At 53.0% G+C, this 20899-nt stretch carries 17 protein-coding genes; 11 read left to right on the top strand and 6 right to left on the bottom strand.

The window, feature by feature from the left end; all coding sequences use genetic code 11:
- The first annotated feature begins 258 nt into the window (after positions 1–258).
- From pgi to LY264_RS22950, 5 genes are all read left to right on the top strand, one after another.
- Positions 259–1908 carry a glucose-6-phosphate isomerase gene (pgi, locus tag LY264_RS22970; protein ID WP_003826559.1) on the top strand — a complete coding sequence of 550 codons (1650 nt, stop codon included), beginning with the start codon at positions 259–261 and terminating at the stop codon, positions 1906–1908.
- A gap of 391 nt (positions 1909–2299) precedes the next feature.
- The gene (gene yjbE, locus LY264_RS22965; protein WP_003826562.1) at positions 2300–2542 is read left to right on the top strand and encodes an exopolysaccharide production protein YjbE; all 243 of its coding nucleotides are present in this window, start codon (positions 2300–2302) and stop codon (positions 2540–2542) included.
- Between the two features lie 118 nt (positions 2543–2660).
- A complete protein-coding gene (locus tag LY264_RS22960) occupies positions 2661–3299 on the top strand; it encodes a YjbF family lipoprotein (protein WP_020996091.1) in 639 nt (212 codons plus the stop codon).
- Positions 3296–4033: a capsule biosynthesis GfcC family protein gene (locus LY264_RS22955; RefSeq protein WP_048227492.1), complete on the top strand. Its 738-nt coding sequence runs from the start codon at positions 3296–3298 to the stop codon at positions 4031–4033. Before LY264_RS22960 ends, LY264_RS22955 begins: the two co-directional genes overlap by 4 nt.
- Complete coding sequence (locus LY264_RS22950) at positions 4033–6129, top strand: YjbH domain-containing protein (RefSeq protein WP_048227491.1); 2097 nt, start codon at positions 4033–4035, stop codon at positions 6127–6129. Before LY264_RS22955 ends, LY264_RS22950 begins: the two co-directional genes overlap by 1 nt.
- Positions 6130–6226: 97 nt before the next feature.
- Here the strand turns inward: LY264_RS22950 and LY264_RS22945 are convergent, their stop codons facing one another.
- Positions 6227–6679, bottom strand: a complete 453-nt coding sequence (locus LY264_RS22945) for an acyltransferase (protein ID WP_008786912.1) — start codon at positions 6677–6679, stop codon at positions 6227–6229.
- 138 nt (positions 6680–6817) lie between these two features.
- Between LY264_RS22945 and psiE the strand changes: the two genes are divergently transcribed.
- Entirely contained in the window at positions 6818–7228 is a 411-nt protein-coding gene (gene psiE / locus LY264_RS22940; RefSeq protein ID WP_003031674.1) for a phosphate-starvation-inducible protein PsiE, read from the top strand.
- A gap of 45 nt (positions 7229–7273) precedes the next feature.
- Here the strand turns inward: psiE and xylE are convergent, their stop codons facing one another.
- From xylE to malE, 4 genes are all read right to left on the bottom strand, one after another.
- Positions 7274–8749: a D-xylose transporter XylE gene (xylE, locus tag LY264_RS22935; protein ID WP_249457473.1), complete on the bottom strand. Its 1476-nt coding sequence runs from the start codon at positions 8747–8749 to the stop codon at positions 7274–7276.
- A gap of 323 nt (positions 8750–9072) precedes the next feature.
- Positions 9073–9963 (bottom strand): maltose ABC transporter permease MalG, encoded by an 891-nt coding sequence (gene malG, locus LY264_RS22930; protein WP_003826575.1) that lies wholly within the window; start codon positions 9961–9963, stop codon positions 9073–9075.
- A gap of 14 nt (positions 9964–9977) precedes the next feature.
- Complete coding sequence (gene malF / locus LY264_RS22925; RefSeq protein ID WP_048215136.1) at positions 9978–11522, bottom strand: maltose ABC transporter permease MalF; 1545 nt, start codon at positions 11520–11522, stop codon at positions 9978–9980.
- A gap of 130 nt (positions 11523–11652) precedes the next feature.
- The gene (gene malE / locus LY264_RS22920; RefSeq protein WP_048215135.1) at positions 11653–12843 is read right to left on the bottom strand and encodes a maltose/maltodextrin ABC transporter substrate-binding protein MalE; all 1191 of its coding nucleotides are present in this window, start codon (positions 12841–12843) and stop codon (positions 11653–11655) included.
- 360 nt (positions 12844–13203) lie between these two features.
- Between malE and malK the strand changes: the two genes are divergently transcribed.
- From malK to ubiA, 5 genes are all read left to right on the top strand, one after another.
- Positions 13204–14313, top strand: a complete 1110-nt coding sequence (gene malK / locus LY264_RS22915; protein ID WP_008786916.1) for a maltose/maltodextrin ABC transporter ATP-binding protein MalK — start codon at positions 13204–13206, stop codon at positions 14311–14313.
- Between the two features lie 91 nt (positions 14314–14404).
- The gene (locus LY264_RS22910; RefSeq protein WP_038636248.1) at positions 14405–15760 is read left to right on the top strand and encodes a maltoporin; all 1356 of its coding nucleotides are present in this window, start codon (positions 14405–14407) and stop codon (positions 15758–15760) included.
- 113 nt (positions 15761–15873) lie between these two features.
- Positions 15874–16821 carry a maltose operon protein MalM gene (gene malM, locus LY264_RS22905; protein WP_008786918.1) on the top strand — a complete coding sequence of 316 codons (948 nt, stop codon included), beginning with the start codon at positions 15874–15876 and terminating at the stop codon, positions 16819–16821.
- Between the two features lie 180 nt (positions 16822–17001).
- Complete coding sequence (gene ubiC / locus LY264_RS22900; RefSeq protein ID WP_032942095.1) at positions 17002–17499, top strand: chorismate lyase; 498 nt, start codon at positions 17002–17004, stop codon at positions 17497–17499.
- A 13-nt stretch (positions 17500–17512) separates the two neighbouring features.
- On the top strand, positions 17513–18385 hold the full coding sequence (gene ubiA, locus LY264_RS22895) for a 4-hydroxybenzoate octaprenyltransferase (protein WP_048227490.1): 873 nt from the start codon (positions 17513–17515) through the stop codon (positions 18383–18385).
- Between the two features lie 60 nt (positions 18386–18445).
- On the opposite strand, the gene plsB is transcribed toward ubiA, so the two are convergent.
- Positions 18446–20866 (bottom strand): glycerol-3-phosphate 1-O-acyltransferase PlsB, encoded by a 2421-nt coding sequence (gene plsB / locus LY264_RS22890; protein ID WP_008786919.1) that lies wholly within the window; start codon positions 20864–20866, stop codon positions 18446–18448.
- Positions 20867–20899: the final 33 nt, after the last annotated feature.

Here is a 20899-nt window from a genome sequence, read left to right as displayed (position 1 = left end):
AACCGGTGCAGGCGCAAATGCAAATACCGTATTTATAAATAAAATGTGTAGCTTGCACTGTCAACGCTGGGATTATGCGGATTTTTCATGCTGCAACTGCGTTGAGTAACGGTACTAATAACAATGCTGATAACCGCTATACTTTTTAGCCACGTTTGGCGGATGCCCTGGCAATGGCATTAAAACAATCACACTTTTCTGTGACTGGCGTTACAATCGATCTCAGTCACAATTCTCAAAATCAGAAGAGTATTGCTAATGAAAAACATCAATCCAACGCAGACCTCAGCCTGGCAGGCACTACAAAAACACTTTGAAGAAATGAAAGACGTTACTATCGCGGATCTTTTCGCGAAAGATAGCGATCGTTTCACTAAGTTTTCCGCGACGTTTGACGATTTGATGCTGGTGGATTTCTCCAAAAACCGCATCACTGAAGAGACGCTGGCTAAACTGCAGGATCTGGCGAAAGAAACCGATTTGGCGGGTGCCATCAAGTCCATGTTCTCCGGTGAGAAAATCAACCGCACTGAAGACCGTGCCGTGCTGCACGTGGCGCTACGCAACCGTAGCAATACGCCTATCATCGTTGACGGCAAAGATGTCATGCCGGAAGTGAATGCTGTGCTGGAGAAGATGAAATCCTTCTCTGAAGCGATCATCTCCGGAAGCTGGAAAGGCTATACCGGTAAAGCCATCACTGATGTAGTAAACATCGGTATCGGCGGTTCTGACCTCGGCCCGTTCATGGTGACTGAAGCGCTGCGTCCTTACAAAAATCACCTGAACATGCACTTTGTGTCTAACGTCGATGGTACGCACATTGCCGAAGTGCTGAAGAAAGTGAACCCGGAAACCACGCTGTTCCTGGTCGCTTCCAAAACCTTCACCACCCAGGAAACCATGACCAACGCCCACAGCGCGCGCGACTGGTTCCTGGCGACCGCAGGCGACAACAAGCACGTTGCCAAACACTTCGCTGCGCTCTCCACTAACGGTAAAGCGGTTGGCGAGTTCGGAATTGATACTGCCAATATGTTCGAGTTCTGGGACTGGGTTGGCGGTCGTTACTCCCTGTGGTCTGCAATCGGTCTGTCCATCATCCTGTCCGTAGGCTTCGACAACTTTGTTGAGCTGCTCTCCGGCGCGCATGCGATGGACAAACACTTCTCCACCACTCCGGCTGAGAAAAACCTGCCGGTGCTGCTGGCGCTGATCGGTATCTGGTACAACAACTTCTTCGGTGCCGAAACCGAAGCAATTCTGCCGTATGACCAGTATATGCACCGTTTCGCGGCCTACTTCCAGCAGGGCAACATGGAATCCAACGGTAAATACGTTGACCGTAACGGCAATGCGGTGGATTACCAGACTGGCCCAATCATCTGGGGTGAGCCGGGTACTAACGGCCAGCATGCGTTCTACCAGCTGATCCACCAGGGCACCAAAATGGTTCCATGCGATTTCATCGCGCCGGCCATCACCCACAACCCGCTGTCGGATCACCATCCGAAACTGCTGTCTAACTTCTTCGCGCAAACCGAAGCACTGGCATTCGGTAAATCTCGTGAAGTGGTTGAGCAGGAATACCGCGACCAGGGTAAAGATCCGGCAACGTTGGACCACGTTGTGCCGTTCAAAGTGTTCGAAGGTAACCGCCCAACGAACTCCATTCTGCTGCGCGAAATCACGCCGTTCAGCCTGGGTGCGCTGATTGCACTGTACGAACACAAAATCTTCACTCAGGGCGCTATCCTGAACATCTTCACCTTTGACCAGTGGGGCGTTGAGCTGGGCAAACAGCTGGCGAACCGCATTCTGCCAGAGCTGAAAGATGGTTCCGAAGTGAGCAGCCACGACAGTTCTACCAACGGTTTGATTAACCGTTATAAGTCCTGGCGTGCCTGATAGCACACACTTGTAGGCCGGATAAGGCGTTTAGCCGCATCCGGCATTAATGAAATAAAAAGCCGATATTAATATCGGCTTTTTTATAAGAATGCTCCAGGATATCTACGTTTTAACTTCATACCTTAATTGAGCTTAATCCTAAAATAATTTTATTAATGTTATTCAATTTCTGATGTTTTCGGATTTACCGGATATTGCATTTTAATTTTTATATTTTAATTTATTGATTTAATTGTTTTTGTTGTATTTTTTAATCATTTTTCCTTTCGTTATCTAATTATCCTAAATTCCCGCGTGGCGTAATTTGCACACTTTGGCTTGTGTATACTCGATCTCGCCCGAAATTCTTTTGGGTAAATCTCCATTCATACAATGAAGGGAATTTGTGATGAAAAAAGTTCTGTATGGCCTGTGGGCTATATCTGCGCTTGCGGCGACTTCTGTCTATGCCGCCCCCGTTCAGGTGGGTGAGGCAGCAGGGTCGGCTGCCGCGTCGGTTTCGGCAGGAAGTTCCTCCGCAACCAGCGTGAGCACCGTAAGTTCTGCAGTGGGGGTCGCCCTGGCGGCGACCGGTGGCGGCGATGGTTCTAATACCGGAACCACAACCACCACAACCACCAGTACCCAGTAATAAAGGTACGTTTAATTCTAACCACACTTCGGTGTGGTTATTTTGAATTGCCAAAAGTATGTGGGATTTGTAGGCCGGATAAGCGTTGCGCCACCCGGCAATAATGCGGAGAAACGTCGTGAAGCGACCAGCGCTCATAATGGTTTGCCTGTTACTGCAGGCGTGCTCAGCCACCACCGAAGGGTTGGGGCATTCGCTGTGGGATAGCGTGTTTGGTACTCCCGGCGTACAGATGACGGACGATGAAATCCAAAATATGCCCTACGCCAGCCAGTATATGCAGCTAAACGGCGGTCCCCAACTGTTTGTGGTACTCGCATTTGCGGAAAACGGACAGCAGAAATGGGTGACTCAGGATCGGGCTATTCTCGTCACGCAGCATGGGCGCATTGTGAAAACGCATCTCGGCGGGGACAACCTAATTGAGGTGAATAATCTGGCGGAAGACCCACTCATCAAACCCAATCAGATAGTCGATGGCGCAACGTGGACCCGCACAATGGGCTGGACTGAACATCAGCAGGTACGCTATGCCACCGCGCGATCGGTTTTCAAATGGGATGGCGCAGACACCATCAAGGTCGGCAGCGATGACACCCCGGTACGGATCCTCGATGAAGAGATAACTACCGATCAAACGCGCTGGCATAACCGCTACTGGATCGACAGTGAAGGGCAGATTCGCCAGTCGGAACAGTATCTTGGCGCGCATTACTTCCCGGTGAAAACCACGCTGATTAAGGCGGCAAAATCATGATCAAACGAGTCGTTATGGCGCTGCTGTTGAGCCTGAGCGCAGCGTCTGTTTTTGCTGCGGGCAGCGTCAAGGTCTTTACCTCCGCCAGCGAAGAGCCAAAAACGCTGACCGGGGCCGAACATCTGCTCGACCTGGTCGGACAGCCGCTGTTGAGCAATAGCTGGTGGCCAGGCGCGGTTATCAGCGAAGAGCGGGCAACGATGGAGGCGGGGCGTCAGCAGCAGGCATTACTGGCTCGTCTGGCAGCGCTGAGTGCTGAAGAAAGCGGTGACGATGCCGAGGCTATCAACACCTTACGCCAGCAAATTCAGGCGCTGAAGGTGACTGGCAGGCAGAAAATTAACCTTGACCCGGATGTGGTGCGCGTCAGCGAGCGAGGTAACCCGCAGTTGCAGGGCAATTACACGCTGTGGGTCGGAGCGCAGCCAACGCATATCACGCTGTTTGGCCTGCTAAGCCATCCGGGTAAACAACCGTTTATGCCCGGGCGTGATGTTGCCAGTTATCTCGATGGGCAAAGTCGGCTCAGCGGCGCGGATTGTAGCTTCGCCTGGGTTATCTATCCTGACGGGCGCACGCAAAAAGTACCTGTCGCTTACTGGAACAAACGTCACGTTGAGCCGATGCCCGGCAGCATCATTTATGTCGGACTCTCTGATGCTGTCTGGAGCAGCACCCCGGATGAAATTAATGCCGACATTCTTCGCACCCTGACCCAGCGGATACCCGAATAATGAGAAAAACTTACCTGCTCAGCTTACTGGCGCTGGGCGTAAGCGTTGCCTGCCACGGTGAAAGCTGGCCCGCGCCCATTGGACCTTCGCAGTCCGATTTTGGCGGCGTGGGGCTGCTGCAAACCCCAACCGCACGCATGGCACGTGAGGGCGAAATGAGCCTCAATTACCGCGATAACGATCAGTACCGCTACTACTCTGCGTCGGTGCAGCTCTTCCCGTGGTTGGAAACCACGCTGCGCTACACCGATGTGCGTACCAAAAAATACAGTAGCGTGGAGTCGTTTTCTGGCGATCAGACTTACAAGGATAAAGCTTTTGATCTCAAACTACGGCTGTGGGAAGAGAGCTACTGGATGCCGCAGGTGGCGGTTGGCGCGCGAGATATTGGCGGAACTGGCCTGTTCGATGCGGAGTATATTGTGGCGAATAAAGCCTGGGGGCCGTTTGATTTCTCGCTTGGCCTGGGCTGGGGATATCTCGGGACCAGCGGTAACGTCAGCAATCCGTTTTGCTCATACAGCGATAAATTCTGCTATCGCGATAACAGCTACAAGCAGGCCGGTTCTATTGACGGCAGCCAGATGTTCCACGGCCCGGCATCACTGTTTGGCGGCGTCGAGTATCAGACACCCTGGCAGCCGTTGCGTCTGAAACTGGAGTATGAGGGAAACAATTACCAACAGGATTTTGCGGGCAAGCTGGATCAGAAGAGCAAGTTTAACGTCGGCGCTATTTATCGCGTCACCGATTGGGCCGACGTTAACCTCAGCTATGAGCGCGGGAACACCTTTATGTTTGGGGTCACGCTGCGGACTAACTTCAACGATCTGCGGCCAAACTATAACGACAACGCCCGCCCGAAATATCAGCCACAGCCGCAGGATGCCATCCTGCAACATTCGGTGGTGGCGAATCAGCTAACGCTGCTGAAATATAACGCCGGACTGGCCGATCCTAAAATTCAGGTGCAGGGCGATACGCTGTATGTGACCGGTGAACAGGTGAAATACCGTGATTCGCGCGAAGGGATCGAACGTGCCAACCGGATCGTGATGAACGATCTTCCCGACGGGATCCGCACGATCCGTATTACGGAAAATCGTCTTAACTTGCCGCAGGTGACGACCGAAACGGAGGTTTCCAGCCTCAAGCGTCATCTGGAAGGTGAACCGTTGGGCCATGAAACCCAGCTGGCGCAAAAACGTGTTGAGCCCGTGGTGCCGAAAAAGACCGAGCAGGGCTGGTATATCGATAAGTCACGCTTCGATTTCCACATCGATCCGGTGCTTAACCAGTCGGTGGGCGGCCCGGAAAACTTCTATATGTATCAGTTGGGCGTGATGGGAACGGCGGATTGGTGGGTTACCGATCACCTGCTGACCACCGGGAGTTTGTTCGCCAACCTCGCCAATAACTATGACAAATTTAACTACACCAACCCGCCGCAGGATTCGCATTTGCCACGAGTGCGTACCCATGTGCGCGAGTATGTGCAAAACGATGTCTACGTGAATAACCTACAGGCCAACTACTTCCAGTCACTCGGAAACGGGTTCTACGGACAGGTTTACGCTGGTTATCTGGAAACCATGTACGGCGGAGCGGGGGCAGAAGTGCTGTATCGTCCGTTAGACAGCAACTGGGCGTTTGGTGTTGATGCCAACTACGTGAAACAGCGTGACTGGCGTAGCGCGCAGGACATGATGAAATTCACCGACTACAGCGTGAAGACCGGGCATTTGACGGCGTACTGGAATCCGTCATTCGCTCAGGATGTACTGGTGAAAGCCAGCGTGGGCCAGTATCTGGCGGGAGATAAGGGCGGAACGCTGGAAGTGGCGAAGCGCTTTGACAGCGGCGTTGTGGTAGGCGGCTATGCGACCATCACCGACGCCTCGCCGGATGAGTACGGAGAGGGTGATTTTACCAAAGGGGTGTACGTATCCGTGCCGCTGGATCTGTTCTCGTCAGGTCCGACCCGCAGCCGTGCGGCGATTGGCTGGACGCCGCTAACGCGAGATGGCGGCCAGCAGCTTGGACGTAAGTTTGGTTTGTACGACATGACCAGCGACAGAAGTGAAAACTTCCGTTAATCGAGCCGTTTGCCAGCCGGATGGCGCTACGCTTATCCGGCCTACAAACTGCCTGTACTGCTGGCCGGATAAGGCATTTACGCCGTCAGCAGGCAAGTTACAGGCGACGCAATAATTTTGCCGGGTTTCCTGCATACACGCCTTTCTCGGTGATCGATTTGGTCACCACACTCCCCGCACCGATGACCGCGCCATCGCAGATGGTGACCGCCAGAATGGTCGCTCCACTGCCGATTGAGACATCGTTGCCAATCGAAATTCTTCCCCAACTGTTGCGGTCGGCGTTGGGTTTTCCTTCGCGAAACATATCGTTGGCGAACATCACGCCATGACCGATAAAACAGCGGGCACCCAGGGTGACATATTCGCAGATGAAGGTGTGCGACTGAATTTTGCTGTCTGCGCCAATTTGCGTATTACCCTGGATTTCAACAAATGGCCCGACAAAAACGTTGTCACCCAATGTGCAATTGTAGAGATTTGCGGGTTCATAAATCACCACGTTCTCACCGCAGGTAACGTTGCGGACAGCGGATTGTCTTAGCTGCATACTTCATCCTGTGAAATGTGTCGTGACATTCATCATTCCCCGCTGACCTTTCTTGCACAAAACATAAACAAAAAATGTAGATCTCTGTCACATTTTTGCGTTATACAGGAACCTCGCCACTGAGTAAGAGGTGCTGTTATGACGTCGCTATCTCGTCCGCGCGTGGAGTTTATCTCCACCATCTTACAGACCGTGTTGAATCTGGGACTGCTGAGTCTGGGCCTGATCCTGGTTGTATTCCTCGGGAAAGAAACGCTGCATCTGGCGGATGTGCTGTTCGCGCCGGAACAAACCAGCAAGTATGAGCTGGTGGAAGGGCTGGTGGTTTACTTCCTCTATTTTGAATTTATCGCGCTGATTGTGAAGTACTTTCAGTCGGGGTTTCACTTTCCGTTGCGCTATTTTGTTTATATCGGGATCACCGCGATTGTGCGGTTGATCATTGTCGATCATAAAGCACCGATGGATGTGCTGATCTATTCTGCGGCGATCCTGCTGCTGGTGATCACCTTGTGGCTGTGTAATTCAAAACGGCTGAAGCGAGAGTAAAAGACAACACGCCGCAATCGGGCTGCGGCGTGTTGCAGGTCAGGATTACTGCGCAGAGGCAGGCTGGGTTTTCTCTGCGGCGGGTTCCCACAGTTCTTCAAGTTCTTCCAGCGTTTTGCCTTTGGTTTCTGGTACAAACTTCCACATAAACAGCGCCGCCAGAATACCCATACAACCGTAAATCCAGTAGGAGAAACCGTTGTGAAAATGGGAAACCAGCCACGAATTTTTGTCCATCATCGGGAAGGTCCAGGAGACGAAATAGTTCGCCAGCCATTGTGCGGCCACCGCAATGGCGAGCGCTTTGCCGCGAATCGCATTGGGGAAGATTTCTGCCAGCAGCACCCAGCAAACCGGTCCCCAGGACATGGCGAATGCGGCGACGTAAAACAGCATCGACAGCAGTGCAACCAGCCCGGAAGCCTGGGTATAAAACGCGGTACCGAGGCTGAACATACCGATGGCCATGCCCAGAGCGCCAATAATCTGCAGCGGTTTGCGACCAAATTTATCCACCGTCATAATCGCCAGCACGGTAAAGCTCAGGTTGATCACGCCAACAATGATGGTCTGTAACAGCGCCACATCGGTGCTGGCTCCCAGCGTTTTAAACACCTCTGGGGCGTAGTAGAGCACGACGTTAATACCGACGAATTGCTGGAAGATAGACAGCATTACGCCGATGACGATAACGCCTGCGCCAAACATCAGCAGGCGACCACCGGTTTTACGACCATGGTCCAGAGACTGATTGATCTCCTGCATGGCCTGGGTGGCGAGGGTGCTGCCCATAATTTTGCGCAGAATACCTTCCGCCTGCTCGTGTCTGCCACGCGCCATCAGCCAGCGCGGGCTTTCTGGCACGGTGTACAGCAGTAGTAAAAACAGCAGGGCGGGAATACTTTCGGACGCAAACATATAGCGCCAGCCATCGGTATTCAACCAGTTAGCGTCGCCAGAACGGGCGATAAAATAGTTAACGCAATACACCAACAGTTGACCAAAAATAATGGCGAATTGGTTAAATGACACCAATTTTCCACGAATATGTGCGGGTGCCAGTTCAGCAATATACATTGGTGAGAGCATTGAGGCTAAACCTACGCCAATACCACCAATGATACGATAAATAACAAATTCGGGAACGTATCCGGCCAAATAAACAGGTACGGTGTTATCTGGATTAATAGTTGTAAAACCTAATTCTGGCCAGGCGGAACCAATACCGGAAATAAAGAACAGCAGAGCCGCGATTTTCAGCGAGTCCCGGCGGCCAAACCGGTTACTGCAATAGCCGCCCAGTGCACCGCCGATGATGCAGCCTATCAACGCACTGGCGACGCAAAAGCCCAACAGCGAGTTGGCGGCGGATTCACTTAAATGTTGTGGCGCGACAAACACGGTATTCAGGGATTCTACCGTACCGGATATGACCGCAGTGTCGTAGCCGAATAATAGCCCTCCTAACGTTGCCACTAATGTAATCGAAAAAATATAACTGGAATTATATTGAGAGTTCATTCAGACCTGCCTTAGAGGATACAGCTCTTTTGATCAGTGCCGTGATGTTGAATTTAACAGGCAGGGAAGACAATTATCATTTTTTACATTGCAATTACGTTTTGTCTTTTCTGTGATCTTAATTCTGTTTGATTTATCTATATTCAGACAGGAAATAGAATTGCAGTGATGGAGAGCACGAAAGGAAATAATCGTAACAGTGATGCAAAATAACATAAAAAAGGGCGCTCCGTAGAGCGCCGAATAACAGTCACAGGTTGGGATAACATAAGTTGAGGGTTGCAGTGGCATTGCCCGTTGCCGGGCAGGTACTTCGGTAAAACTTAACCTTTCACACCACCCGCGGTCAGACCGTTGACTAGCCAGCGCTGCGCCAGCAAGAACACCAGAGTGATCGGAATGGCTGAAAGTACAGCCGCGGCGGCAAAGTCGCCCCACAAATAGTTCTGTGGGTTGAGGTACTGCTGCATACCTACCGCAAGGGTATAGCTGTTCACATCACGCAGCAGCAGTGACGCGACCGGTACTTCGGTAATAGCGGCAATGAAAGACAGAATAAACACGACCGCCAGAATCGGAACGGAAAGCGGCAGCAGTACCAGGCGGAATGCCTGCCACGGTGTGGCGCCATCCAGCGCGGCCGCTTCTTCCAGCGAACCGTCGATGGTTTCAAAATAGCCCTTAATCGTCCAGACATGCAGTGCGATACCGCCGAGATAGGCGAAGATCACGCCGCCGTGCGTGTTCAGGCCGATAAACGGAATGTACTGGCCCAGGCGATCAAACAAAGCATACAACGCGACCAGAGACAGCACCGCTGGGAACATCTGGAAAATCAGCATCCCTTTCAGCAGGGTTGCTTTGCCCGGGAAACGCATACGGGCAAAGGCGTAAGCACAGGTAGTGGAAAGCGTCACGATACCGATCGCGGTAATGCTGGCCACTTTCACCGAGTTCCACAGCCATAACAGTACCGGGAACGGCGGTGGCGTCACGCGGCCATCCGCGTGTTCAACGCTAAAGCCCAGCGCCAGTTTCCAGTGTTCCCAGGAGATGTTTTCCGGGATCAGGCTGCCGGTGGCAAAGTTACCTTCGCGCAGCGAGATAGCGATAACCATCAGCAGCGGGAACATGATCGCCGCGATAAAAATCAGCAGCCCTAAGTGCGTTGCGAATAAACGTAACTTTTGTGATTTCGGTTGGACCATAGCCATTGTCGTTATCTCCCTTAATCAAACTTCATACGTGTGGCTTTCAGGTTCACAATCGCCAGCGCACCAACCAGCAGGAAGATCAGCGTGGCAATCGCCGCCGCCAGACCGAAGTCCTGACCACCGCCGCCTTCAAAGGCGATACGGTAGGTGTAGCTCACGAGCAGGTCGGTATAACCGGCTGGTGTGGTGGTACCAAGACGGTCCGGACCACCGTTGGTCAACAGCTGAATCAGCACGAAGTTGTTAAAGTTAAAGGCGAAGCTGGCGATCATCAGCGGCGTCAGCGGCTTAATCAACAGCGGTAGCGTTATCTTAAAGAAGTTCTGGAACGGACCTGCGCCATCCATCGCCGAGGCTTCATATAGGTCGTCAGGAATCGCTTTCAGCAGACCCATGCACAGGATCATCATGTATGGATAACCGAGCCAGGTGTTGACGATAATAATCATCGAACGCGCGGTGGTTGGGTCGCTGAACCAGGCCGGTTTGATGCCAAACAGCGCGCTCAGCATCATGTTGATTTCACCAAAGCTCTGGTTGAATAAGCCCTTGAAAATCAGAATCGAGATAAACGACGGTACGGCATACGGAAGAATCAGCAGGACGCGGTAAATCGCTTTGCCTTTGAGAGACTCCCACTGTACGAGACAGGCCAGCACCATGCCCACGGCAACGGTCAAAATAACGGTCAGTACCGAGAAGACCACCGTCCAGACGAAGATGGCGAAGAATGGTTTCTGGATGCCTTCGTCGGTAAACACGCGGGTGAAGTTATCCCAGCCGATGGCAACGGTGTAGCCCGGGCTGAGTTTTTCGCTACCCCAGCTACCGTCAGCGTTAATCGCCTGATAATAACCAATATCGTTGTTGGCGCGGTATTTTACGCCGCTCTGGCTGTTGGTGAGTGTGCCGTCTTCAGTGAGCGTATAAAGTGGCTGCGTGCCGGAAAACTGGCGCAGCGAACTCATGGTAACTTTGCTTTCATCCGGCAGGATGGCGGTCAATTGGGTAAGCGCCTGGCGATTCTGCGTGATGATACGCAGCGTTGCACGTTCGCCTGCCGGTAGCGCCTCGGCTTCTTTCAGTTGCAGTTTCTGCTCGCCGCCAAATTTAAAGGCGTCAGAAAGGTAATTCTTGCCGGTTTCACCGTCGGTGAGGGCCAGTTGCCACTCATCACCCGCCGGATACAGGCCAAAATTGTAGGTTTTACCCGCCTGATAAGAACGATCCATCAGGACTTCCTGAGCACGTTCAAATGTCAGCTGGTTGGTACTGCTGTAGTTGGTAAAAGCAATGGCGATCGTACAAACCAGCGGAAACAGGACAAACAGCCCCATACCGGCAACGCCCGGGTAAACATAGCGCCAGGCATAGGCTTTACGGTTAGCGAAAATATACAGGCCAGCAGAGCTTAAAATCAGCGTCATGATGGCAAACAGGTACTCCCCCTGAGCGTACATCAAAACAACAAGGTAACCGACCAGCAGCCCAAGCAGACCCATCACTGACCATTTCAGCGTGTCGCTTTGCCACCAGTGTTTCTTTTTAATGACATCCATGGGGTTCAATCCTCAACAACAATGAAAACCTGTTGGTCAGCGTGCCTGATGACGCTGCGCTTATCCGGCCTACATACCCTGTAGGCCGGATAAGGCATTTATGCCGCCATCCGGCACGTTCACAACTGCATTACTTGGTGATACGACCCTGCGCGTCTTTCAGTGCGGCATCGACGGTCTGACGGCCGCTGGCTGCGTTGATCACTGCGGTACGAACGGCATACCAGAATGCGGACATCTGTGGGATGTTCGGCATGATTTCGCCTTTCTGGGCGTTATCCATGGTGGCGGCGATACGTGGGTCTTTCGCTAACTGATCCTGGAAGGATTTCAGCGCAACGGCACCCAGCGGTTTGTCCTTGTTCACTTCATCCAGACCTTGATCGGTCAGCAGGTAGTTTTCGAGGAACTCTTTCGCCAGTTCTTTGTTCGGGCTGGCGGCGTTGATACCGGCGCTCAGAACGCCAACAAACGGTTTAGACGCTTTGCCTTTGAAGGTTGGCAGTAGCGTGACGCCGTAGTTGATTTTGCTCTTATCGATGTTGGACCACGCCCACGGACCGTTGATGGTCATCGCGGTATCGCCTTTGTTAAAGGCCGCTTCGGCGATGGAGTAATCGGTATCCGCGTTCATGTGTTTGTTCTTGATCAGATCAACCAGGAAGGTCAGACCCGCTTTCGCGCCAGCGCTATCCACGCCAACATCTTTCACGTCGTACTTGCCGTTTTCAAACTTGAACGCGTAACCACCGTCGGCGGCAATCAGCGGCCAGGTGAAGTACGGTTCTTGCAGGTTAAACATCAGCGCGGATTTACCTTTCGCCTTCAGCTCTTTATCCAGTGCAGGAATTTCTTCCCAGGTTTTCGGTGGATTTGGAACGAGGTCTTTGTTGTAAATCAGCGACAGCGCTTCAACCGCGATCGGGTAGGCAATCAGTTTGCCGTTATAGCGTACGGCATCCCAGGTGAAGGGATAGAGCTTGTCCTGGAACGCTTTGTCAGGCGTGATTTCAGCCAGCAGGCCAGACTGAGCGTAGCCGCCAAAACGGTCATGTGCCCAGAAGATGATGTCCGGACCGTCGCCAGTCGCGGCAACCTGCGGGAATTTCTCTTCCAGTTTGTCAGGGTGCTCAATAGTGACTTTGATCCCGGTGTCTTTCTCGAATTTTTTGCCCACTTCAGCGAGGCCGTTATAGCCTTTGTCGCCGTTAATCCAGATAACCAGCTTACCTTCTTCAATCTTGGCGAGAGCCGAGGCGGAAAACATCATCGTCGTTAATGCAGACAATGCGAGGATGCGTGCGCCAGTTTTGATTTTCATAGTTCCCATCCTGTTTGGTGATTTTGCAGAGGTGGCTTAACGGTTACTAGTTTCTTTATACGACAACCTCTTTCCATCCTCCTTACCCCTACGCCCCACCCGCTCTTTATGTGATCTGTGTTACATAAATGTGAGTATTGCGTACTGGCGCACATAAAAACCCACCGATTTTTGCAGGCTGCATCACGAAATTCCTCTGAGGCTGGTGGCCCGGGTCTCAGACGCTGCTCTCTCATCCTCCCGCCTCCTCCCCCATAAAAAAGCCGGGGGGTGGAGGATTCACGCAGTCAAGGGATCGCGCATAGTCAGCCCATCATGAATGTTGCTGTCGATGACAGGTTGTAACGAAGGGAGAAGGGCATGGCGAGCGTACAGCTACGAAATGTAACGAAAGCCTGGGGTGACGTGGTGGTATCGAAAGATATCAATCTCGACATTCACGAAGGGGAATTCGTGGTGTTTGTCGGACCGTCAGGCTGCGGTAAGTCGACCTTGCTGCGTATGATCGCCGGACTTGAAACCATCACCAGTGGTGACCTGTTTATCGGGGAGACCCGGATGAACGACATTCCGCCCGCCGAACGCGGTGTGGGCATGGTCTTTCAGTCCTACGCGTTGTATCCCCATTTGTCTGTCGCGGAGAACATGTCGTTCGGCCTCAAACTGGCCGGGGCGAAAAAAGAGGTGATGAACCAGCGTGTGAATCAGGTTGCGGAAGTTCTGCAACTGGCGCACCTGCTGGAGCGTAAACCGAAAGCGCTTTCCGGCGGACAACGTCAGCGTGTGGCGATTGGCCGTACGCTGGTCGCCGAACCGCGCGTATTCCTGCTGGACGAACCACTGTCGAACCTCGACGCTGCTCTGCGCGTGCAGATGCGTATTGAAATATCCCGCCTGCATAAACGTCTCGGCCGCACGATGATTTACGTCACCCACGATCAGGTCGAAGCGATGACGCTGGCCGACAAAATTGTGGTGCTGGATGCCGGTCGCGTCGCGCAGGTTGGTAAGCCTCTGGAACTGTATCACTACCCGGCTGACCGCTTTGTCGCGGGCTTTATCGGTTCGCCAAAAATGAACTTCCTGCCTGTGAAAGTTACCGCAACGGCGATTGATCAGGTGCAGGTTGAATTACCAAACCGCCAGCAAGTCTGGCTCCCGGTAGACAGCCATGCGGTACAGGTTGGCGCCAACATGTCTTTAGGTATCCGCCCGGAACATCTGCTGCCCAGCGATATCGCCGATGTCACCCTCGAAGGTGAAGTGCAGGTGGTCGAGCAGCTTGGTCACGAAACACAAATTCATATCCAGATCCCCGCCATCCGTCAAAACCTGGTTTACCGCCAGAACGACGTGGTGTTGGTAGAAGAGGGTGCCACATTCGCTATCGGCCTGCCGCCAGAGCGTTGCCATCTGTTCCGTGAAGATGGCACTGCATGTCGTCGGTTGCACCAGGAGCCAGGCGTTTAAGGTCCCCATAAAAAAACGAAACGCAAAACCATTCGCAGTTTTAGAAGGTGGCAGCGTTTAAAGAAAAGCAATGATCTCAGGAGATAGAACGATGATTACTCTGCGCAAACTTCCTCTGGCGGTTGCTGTGGCAGCAGGCATTATGTCTGTTCAGGCAATGGCTGTGGATTTCCATGGTTATGCTCGTTCCGGTATCGGCTGGACGGGTAGTGGCGGCGAACAACAATGTTTCCAGGCAACAGGTGCACAAAGTAAATACCGTCTCGGTAACGAATGTGAAACCTACGCTGAAATTAAATTAGGCCAGGAAGTGTGGAAAGAAGGCGATAAGAGCTTCTACTTCGACACAAACGTCGCCTACTCCGTAGCACAGCAGAATGACTGGGAAGGGACTGACCCGGCCTTCCGTGAAGCCAACGTGCAGGGTAAAAACCTGATTGAATGGCTGCCAGGCTCTACTATCTGGGCCGGTAAGCGCTTCTACCAACGTCATGACGTGCACATGATCGACTTCTACTACTGGGATATTTCAGGTCCTGGTGCCGGTATTGAAAACATCGATCTGGGCTTCGGTAAACTGTCTCTGGCCGCGAGCCGTTCTCAGGAAGCGGGTGGTTCATACGCGTTCAGCAGCCAGAATATCTATGATCGTACCAAAGACACCGCTAACGACGTATTCGACGTTCGTTTAGCGCAATTGGCAACAAACACTGATGGTATGTTGGAACTGGGTGTTGACTACGGTCGTGCGAATACGACAGATGATTACAGCCTGGCAGACGGCGCATCAAAAGATGGCTGGATGTTCACCGCTGAACATACCCAGAGCATGCTGAAGGGCTACAACAAGTTTGTTGTTCAGTACGCGACAGACTCCATGACCACGCAGGGTAAAGGTCTGAACCAGGGTTCTTATGGTTCTTCTTCCTTCACCATTACTAACCCAGACGGTAGTAAAACCAATTACGCCAATAACGTGATTAATAACAACGGTAGCCTGGTTCGTATTCTCGACCACGGTGCCATCTCCCTGGGCGACAAGTGGGATCTGATGTACGTCGGTATGTACCAGAACCTCGATATGGATAACGATCTGGGTACTGAATGGTACACCGTCGGTATTCGCCCGATGTACAAATGGACGCCAATCATGAGCACCCTGATGGAAGTCGGCTACGACAACGTCAAATCTCAGCAGACCGGCGATCGCAACAGCCAGTACAAAATCACCCTCGCGCAACAATGGCAGGCTGGCGACAGCATCTGGTCCCGCCCGGCAATTCGTGTCTTCGCAACCTATGCCAAGTGGGATGAGGAGTGGGGCTACGTCAAAAATGGTAACGACGTAACCAAATATGCAGCTGCAACGAACTCTGGTATCAGCACCACCAGCCGTGGTGACAGCGATGAGTGGTCCTTCGGTGCTCAGATGGAAATCTGGTGGTAATTCAGCACTAACCTGACGTAAAGACCGAAAGAGGGGCGTAAGCCCCTCTTGATTACGGTTTAGCGCGCTATTGCCTGGCCACCGCTGAACCCATGCTATCTGAGGTGATAACAATGAAAATGAAGAAAAGTCTCGTTGCCCTTTGTTTATCTGCAGGGTTATTTGCCAGCGCGCCTGGCATCAGCCTGGCCGATGTAAATATTGTTCCGCAGAACACTACCGCGGCCCCAACCATTCCCACTGCGGCGCTGCAACAGTTAACCTGGACGCCAGTTGATCAATCCAAAACTCAGTCCACACAACTTGCCAATGCAGGTCAGCGTTTAGATGTTGCTGGTATTACTGGCCCGGTCGCGGCCTATAGCGTACCGGCGAACATTGGCGAACTGACCCTGACGCTGTCCAGTGAAGTCAACAAACAAACCAGCGTATTTGCGCCAAACGTCTTAATTCTTGACCAAAACATGACGCCATCTGCGTTCTTTCCCAGCAGCTATTTCACCTACCAGGAGCCCGGCGTGATGAGTGCCGATCGTCTGGAAGGCGTAATGCGTCTGACGCCAGCGCTGGGCCAGCAAAAACTGTATGTTCTGGTCTTTACCACAGATAAAGATCTCCAGCAGACCACGACCCTGCTCGACCCGGCGAAAGCTTATGCCAAGGGCGTCGGTAACGCTGTTCCCGATATTCCGGACCCGATCGCCCGCCACACCACCGATGGTCTGCTGAAACTGAAAGTCAAAACCAGCTCCTCCTCCAGCGTGCTGGTCGGGCCGCTGTTCGGTTCTTCCGGCCCTGGCCCTGTCACTGTCGGCAATACCGCAGCGCCTGCAGTGGCCTACGCGGCTCCGGCAGCAGCCGTTGCCGCTCCAGCGCCGCAGCCGGTGAAGAAAAGTGAGCCGATGCTGAACGACACGGAAAGCTATTTTAATCAGGCGATTAAGGATGCAGTTGCAAAAGGCGATGTTGATAAAGCGCTGAAGCTGCTTGATGAAGCGGAACGTCTGGGATCCAAATCTGCCCGATCCACCTTTATCAGCAGTGTAAAAGGCAAGGGGTAAACATCTCCCCACATTGTTGATTTTGCAACAACTGGTGCGTCTCCTGGCGCACCTTTTTTTATCCTTCGGTGCGAATTGTTACACTTATGTTGCCCTACCGATCACTTAATCGTGTTTGCTCACCCCGTAATGCCTTTTCTGCGATACAATGCCTTTAGGTTATAAATCGGAGAGTAAGGCATGCCACACCCTGCGTTAACGCAACTGCGTGCGCTGCGTTATTTTGATGCGATCCCGGCGCTGGACGCCCAACTGCTCGACTGGTTGTTACTGGAAGATTCCATGACCAAACGTTTTGAGCAGCAGGGCAAAGAAGTCACCGTCACGTTGATTCGCGAAGCGTTCGTTGGGCAAAATGAGGTGGCTGAAGAACTGACTCTGCTGCCCAAAGAGTCCCGCTATTGGTTACGCGAAATCCTGTTATGCGCGGATGGTGAACCCTGGCTTGCCGGGCGTACCGTGGTGCCTGAATCAACCTTGTGCGGCCCTGAACTGGCCTTACAGAACCTGGGGAAAACCCCGCTCGGACGCTACCTGTTTACGTCATCGACATTGACCCGAGATTTTATTGAGATTGGCCGCGATGCAGCGCTGTGGGGGCGTCGTTCCCGCCTGCGGCTGAGCGGTAAGCCACTGATGCTTACCGAGCTTTTTCTGCCTGCGTCGCCGTTGTACTGAGAGGAAGATAAAGATGGAGTGGAGTCTGACGCAGAATAAGCTGCTGGCGTTTCACCGCTTGATGCGTACGGATAAGCCAATCGGCGCCTTACTGCTGCTCTGGCCTACGCTGTGGGCTCTGTGGGTGGCGACCCCAGGCATGCCGCAACTGTGGATCCTGGCAGTTTTTGTCGCTGGCGTTTGGTTAATGCGCGCCGCCGGATGCGTGGTGAATGATTATGCCGACAGGAAATTTGACGGGCACGTCAAACGCACCGCGAATCGACCGCTGCCGAGTGGGGCTGTCACCGAGAAAGAAGCCCGAACGCTGTTTGTGGTACTGGTGCTGCTGGCCTTCCTGCTGGTTTTGACCCTCAACACGATGACCATTTTGTTGTCCGTTGCGGCATTAGCATTAGCGTGGGTTTACCCGTTTATGAAGCGCTATACGCATCTGCCGCAGGTGGTGCTGGGGGCGGCGTTTGGCTGGTCGATCCCGATGGCGTTCGCCGCCGTGAGTGAATCCGTACCGCTGAGTTGCTGGCTGATGTTCCTTGCGAATATTCTCTGGGCGGTGGCCTATGATACGCAGTACGCCATGGTTGACCGGGATGATGACCTGAAGATCGGCATTAAATCGACCGCGATCCTGTTTGGTAAGAACGACAAGCTGATTATCGGTGTTTTGCAGGTTGGCGTGCTGGTGTTGATGGCGCTGGTGGGTTGGCTAAACGGGTTAGGGCTGGGTTATTACTGGTCTCTGCTGGTGGCGGGCGCGCTGTTTGTCTATCAGCAGAAACTGATCGTCAATCGCGAACGTGATGCCTGTTTTAAAGCGTTTATGAATAATAATTACGTCGGTCTGGTGTTGTTCTTAGGACTGGCGATGAGCTACTGGCATTTTTGAGTTTGGTCTAGTCTGCAAAATAAAAAACCGGTCAGTTCATTCCGACCGGTTTTTTTATGCTTACTCGCCTTGTGTAGCGCTCTCGATGGTCAGACGCACATCTGACGTGACCAGTTCGGCCAGCATCTGATAGATCTTCATCGTCTCTTCCGGTTCGGCATCTCCGGTATCGCTGATGAATCCCTCGTCACGCAGCGTCAGCACCAGAGAGCTGAACACGGCTTTATCGAAGAATTCCGGCGCGTTAATGCCGTGCAGCACTGAGAGGCGTTGCGCCACGGTGCGGCTTTCTTTCTCCAGCGTGCCACGGTTGATGGACGGGTTCGCGCTCAGCAGCCAGAAGGTAATGGCGTAGCGCTGCAACGTCTCGCGAGCACCTGCGGCCAGCAGCTGTAGCGTGCGGGAGCGGGCTGGATTGATATGCAGTTCGTCATCGGTCAGGGTGATGAGTCCCTGGCGCTGCATTTCGCTGGCCAGTTCGTCAATCACTCCGGCAAGTTCATCACGCTCCCAGCGTAAGAACAGCTCCGCTTTCAGCATCGGATACAGCGCATCAATATGCTGCTGTAGCGCGGCGCGTGAAATACGACGATGCTGAGTCACGATGGCTGCCATCAACGAAGGCAGAACCAGCATATGCGCAATGTTGTTGCGGTAGTAGGTCATCAATACCGCCTGCTCGCGCGGCAAAATGATGATGTCGCCGATGGTGTCTTTCTCGACCTCAAACTTGTTCATCTGCAAGGCGTGATCGATCAATTCACTGGCGCTCTGTGCCGGCACCGTCGAATCCGCAGCATACGGCACGTTGCGCAGCAGGCTCAGGTAGCAGTCGAGTTGTTCGGTCAGCTGTTCACGGGTCAGAGAGCGCTGGCGAGAGGCCAGTAAAGCAGTACAGCACAGGTTCATGGCGTTGGCCGCGCCTGCGTTGTTAATGCGCACCATCAAATCGGCGGCAATGTTATTCACCGTCGGCGTCAGCCAGGCCGGGCGGATAGACTCGATAGGGTCGATAGATTCACGCCACTCCGGCACATGCTGGTTGAGGTAAGTCATCAATGGCATTGGTTCACCAAAGTTGACGTAGCCCTGACCCAGGTTACGCAGCTTGCTTAAGCCACGCAGCATTTGCGGCAGGCTTTCTTTCTCTTTCGTCGCGCCACGCAGCTCTTTTGCGTAGGTGCCCACTTCCATTACGTGCTCATAGCCGATGTAAATAGGAACGAGGGTAATCGGACGTGTACCGCCGCGCAGCATCGCCTGAATAGTCATCGACAGCGTGCCGGTTTTCGGGTCGAGCAGACGACCGGTACGTGAACGGCCCCCTTCGACAAAGTACTCAACCGAGTAGCCGCGGCTGAACAGCTCGCCCAGGTATTCGCGGAAAACGGTGGAATAGAGCTTGTTGCCCTTGAAGGTACGACGAATAAAGAACGCGCCCAGACGGCGGAAAATCGGACCCGCTGGCCAGAAGTTCAGGTTGATACCGGCTGCGATGTGCGGCGGCACCAGACCCTGGTGGTACAGAACGTACGACAGCAGCATATAGTCCATATGGCTGCGGTGGCACGGAACGTACACGATTTCATGCCCATCGTGCGCCAACTGGCGTACACGTTCAGCATTGTGAACGTTAATCCCCTGATACAGACGGTTCCAGGTAAAGCCCAGAATACGGTCCGTCAAACGAATCATTTCGTAGGAGAAGTTGGCGGCAATCTCTTCCATCAGCGCAATGGCATTTTGCTGTGCTTTTTCGTGGGAGATTTTTTTACTGCGCGCTTCATCTTCTACCGCACGAGCGATCGCTTTTGAAGCTAACAGCTTATTAAACAGATCCTGGCGGGCAGGGAGGCGCGGGCCGACAGCGGCCAGACGCTGGCGAGCAAAGTGCATGCGCGCCACGCGTGCCAGCTTCTGAGCGATGATCTTATCCGTACCATGTTCATCCGCCATACGGCGCAGAGAGACCGACGGGGAGAAGCGGACAAAACTGTCGCGACCCAGCCAGGACACCGCAAAGAATTTCTGTACGCCGTTTAGCATACGTAACGGCGGATTGACCTCGCCTTTTTCACGCCCTGGCGCACGGCCAAACATCACCGAAACTGGCACCATCTGCACATCCAGATCTGGATTGCTGCGATGCAAGTCGAGATAGTTGTGGAACAGCTTGATGGACTCTTCTTTCGGCGTGTAATAGGTGAATACACGCGGACCGCCGTGAATAAACACGTAGCGCGGTAACAGCGTTCCGTCTATCTCTAGTGGTTCCAGGGGATCGGGGAGGTCGTGCACCAGACATTGGGCACGCAGCGTCAGCAAGTCAGCTTTCGAATTGTACGGTAGGACGTACATAATGGGACGCGAAGTATCGAGTCCCAATTCCGGAGCAGGTTCTGCTGGAATAGACTTGCTTTTTACCAGGACGCTTAATGGTAAATTCAGTAATTTGTAGTAAATTCGTGGCCAGCCGGACATAAACGATGTAAAGCCTCTGGTTAATAATGCAAA

The sequence above is a fragment of the Citrobacter portucalensis genome, assembly GCF_023374935.1.
GTDB classification, from domain to species: Bacteria; Pseudomonadota; Gammaproteobacteria; order Enterobacterales; family Enterobacteriaceae; genus Citrobacter; species Citrobacter portucalensis.
This window is presented reverse-complemented; position numbering and strand designations above follow the sequence as displayed.

Excerpts from the sequence above, each read along its gene's own strand:
- malG (WP_003826575.1), bottom strand. The coding sequence starts at position 9,963 with ATGGCTATGGTCCAACCGAAATCACAAAAGTTACGTTTATTCGCAACG.
- malF (WP_048215136.1), bottom strand. The coding sequence starts at position 11,522 with ATGGATGTCATTAAAAAGAAACACTGGTGGCAAAGCGACACGCTGAAA.
- pgi (WP_003826559.1), top strand. The coding sequence starts at position 259 with ATGAAAAACATCAATCCAACGCAGACCTCAGCCTGGCAGGCACTACAA.
- psiE (WP_003031674.1), top strand. The coding sequence starts at position 6,818 with ATGACGTCGCTATCTCGTCCGCGCGTGGAGTTTATCTCCACCATCTTA.
- plsB (WP_008786919.1), bottom strand. The coding sequence starts at position 20,866 with ATGTCCGGCTGGCCACGAATTTACTACAAATTACTGAATTTACCATTA.
- ubiA (WP_048227490.1), top strand. The coding sequence starts at position 17,513 with ATGGAGTGGAGTCTGACGCAGAATAAGCTGCTGGCGTTTCACCGCTTG.
- malK (WP_008786916.1), top strand. The coding sequence starts at position 13,204 with ATGGCGAGCGTACAGCTACGAAATGTAACGAAAGCCTGGGGTGACGTG.
- yjbE (WP_003826562.1), top strand. The coding sequence starts at position 2,300 with ATGAAAAAAGTTCTGTATGGCCTGTGGGCTATATCTGCGCTTGCGGCG.
- LY264_RS22910 (WP_038636248.1), top strand. The coding sequence starts at position 14,405 with ATGATTACTCTGCGCAAACTTCCTCTGGCGGTTGCTGTGGCAGCAGGC.
- LY264_RS22945 (WP_008786912.1), bottom strand. The coding sequence starts at position 6,679 with ATGCAGCTAAGACAATCCGCTGTCCGCAACGTTACCTGCGGTGAGAAC.
- ubiC (WP_032942095.1), top strand. The coding sequence starts at position 17,002 with ATGCCACACCCTGCGTTAACGCAACTGCGTGCGCTGCGTTATTTTGAT.
- LY264_RS22955 (WP_048227492.1), top strand. The coding sequence starts at position 3,296 with ATGATCAAACGAGTCGTTATGGCGCTGCTGTTGAGCCTGAGCGCAGCG.
- xylE (WP_249457473.1), bottom strand. The coding sequence starts at position 8,749 with ATGAACTCTCAATATAATTCCAGTTATATTTTTTCGATTACATTAGTG.
- LY264_RS22950 (WP_048227491.1), top strand. The coding sequence starts at position 4,033 with ATGAGAAAAACTTACCTGCTCAGCTTACTGGCGCTGGGCGTAAGCGTT.
- malE (WP_048215135.1), bottom strand. The coding sequence starts at position 12,843 with ATGAAAATCAAAACTGGCGCACGCATCCTCGCATTGTCTGCATTAACG.
- malM (WP_008786918.1), top strand. The coding sequence starts at position 15,874 with ATGAAAATGAAGAAAAGTCTCGTTGCCCTTTGTTTATCTGCAGGGTTA.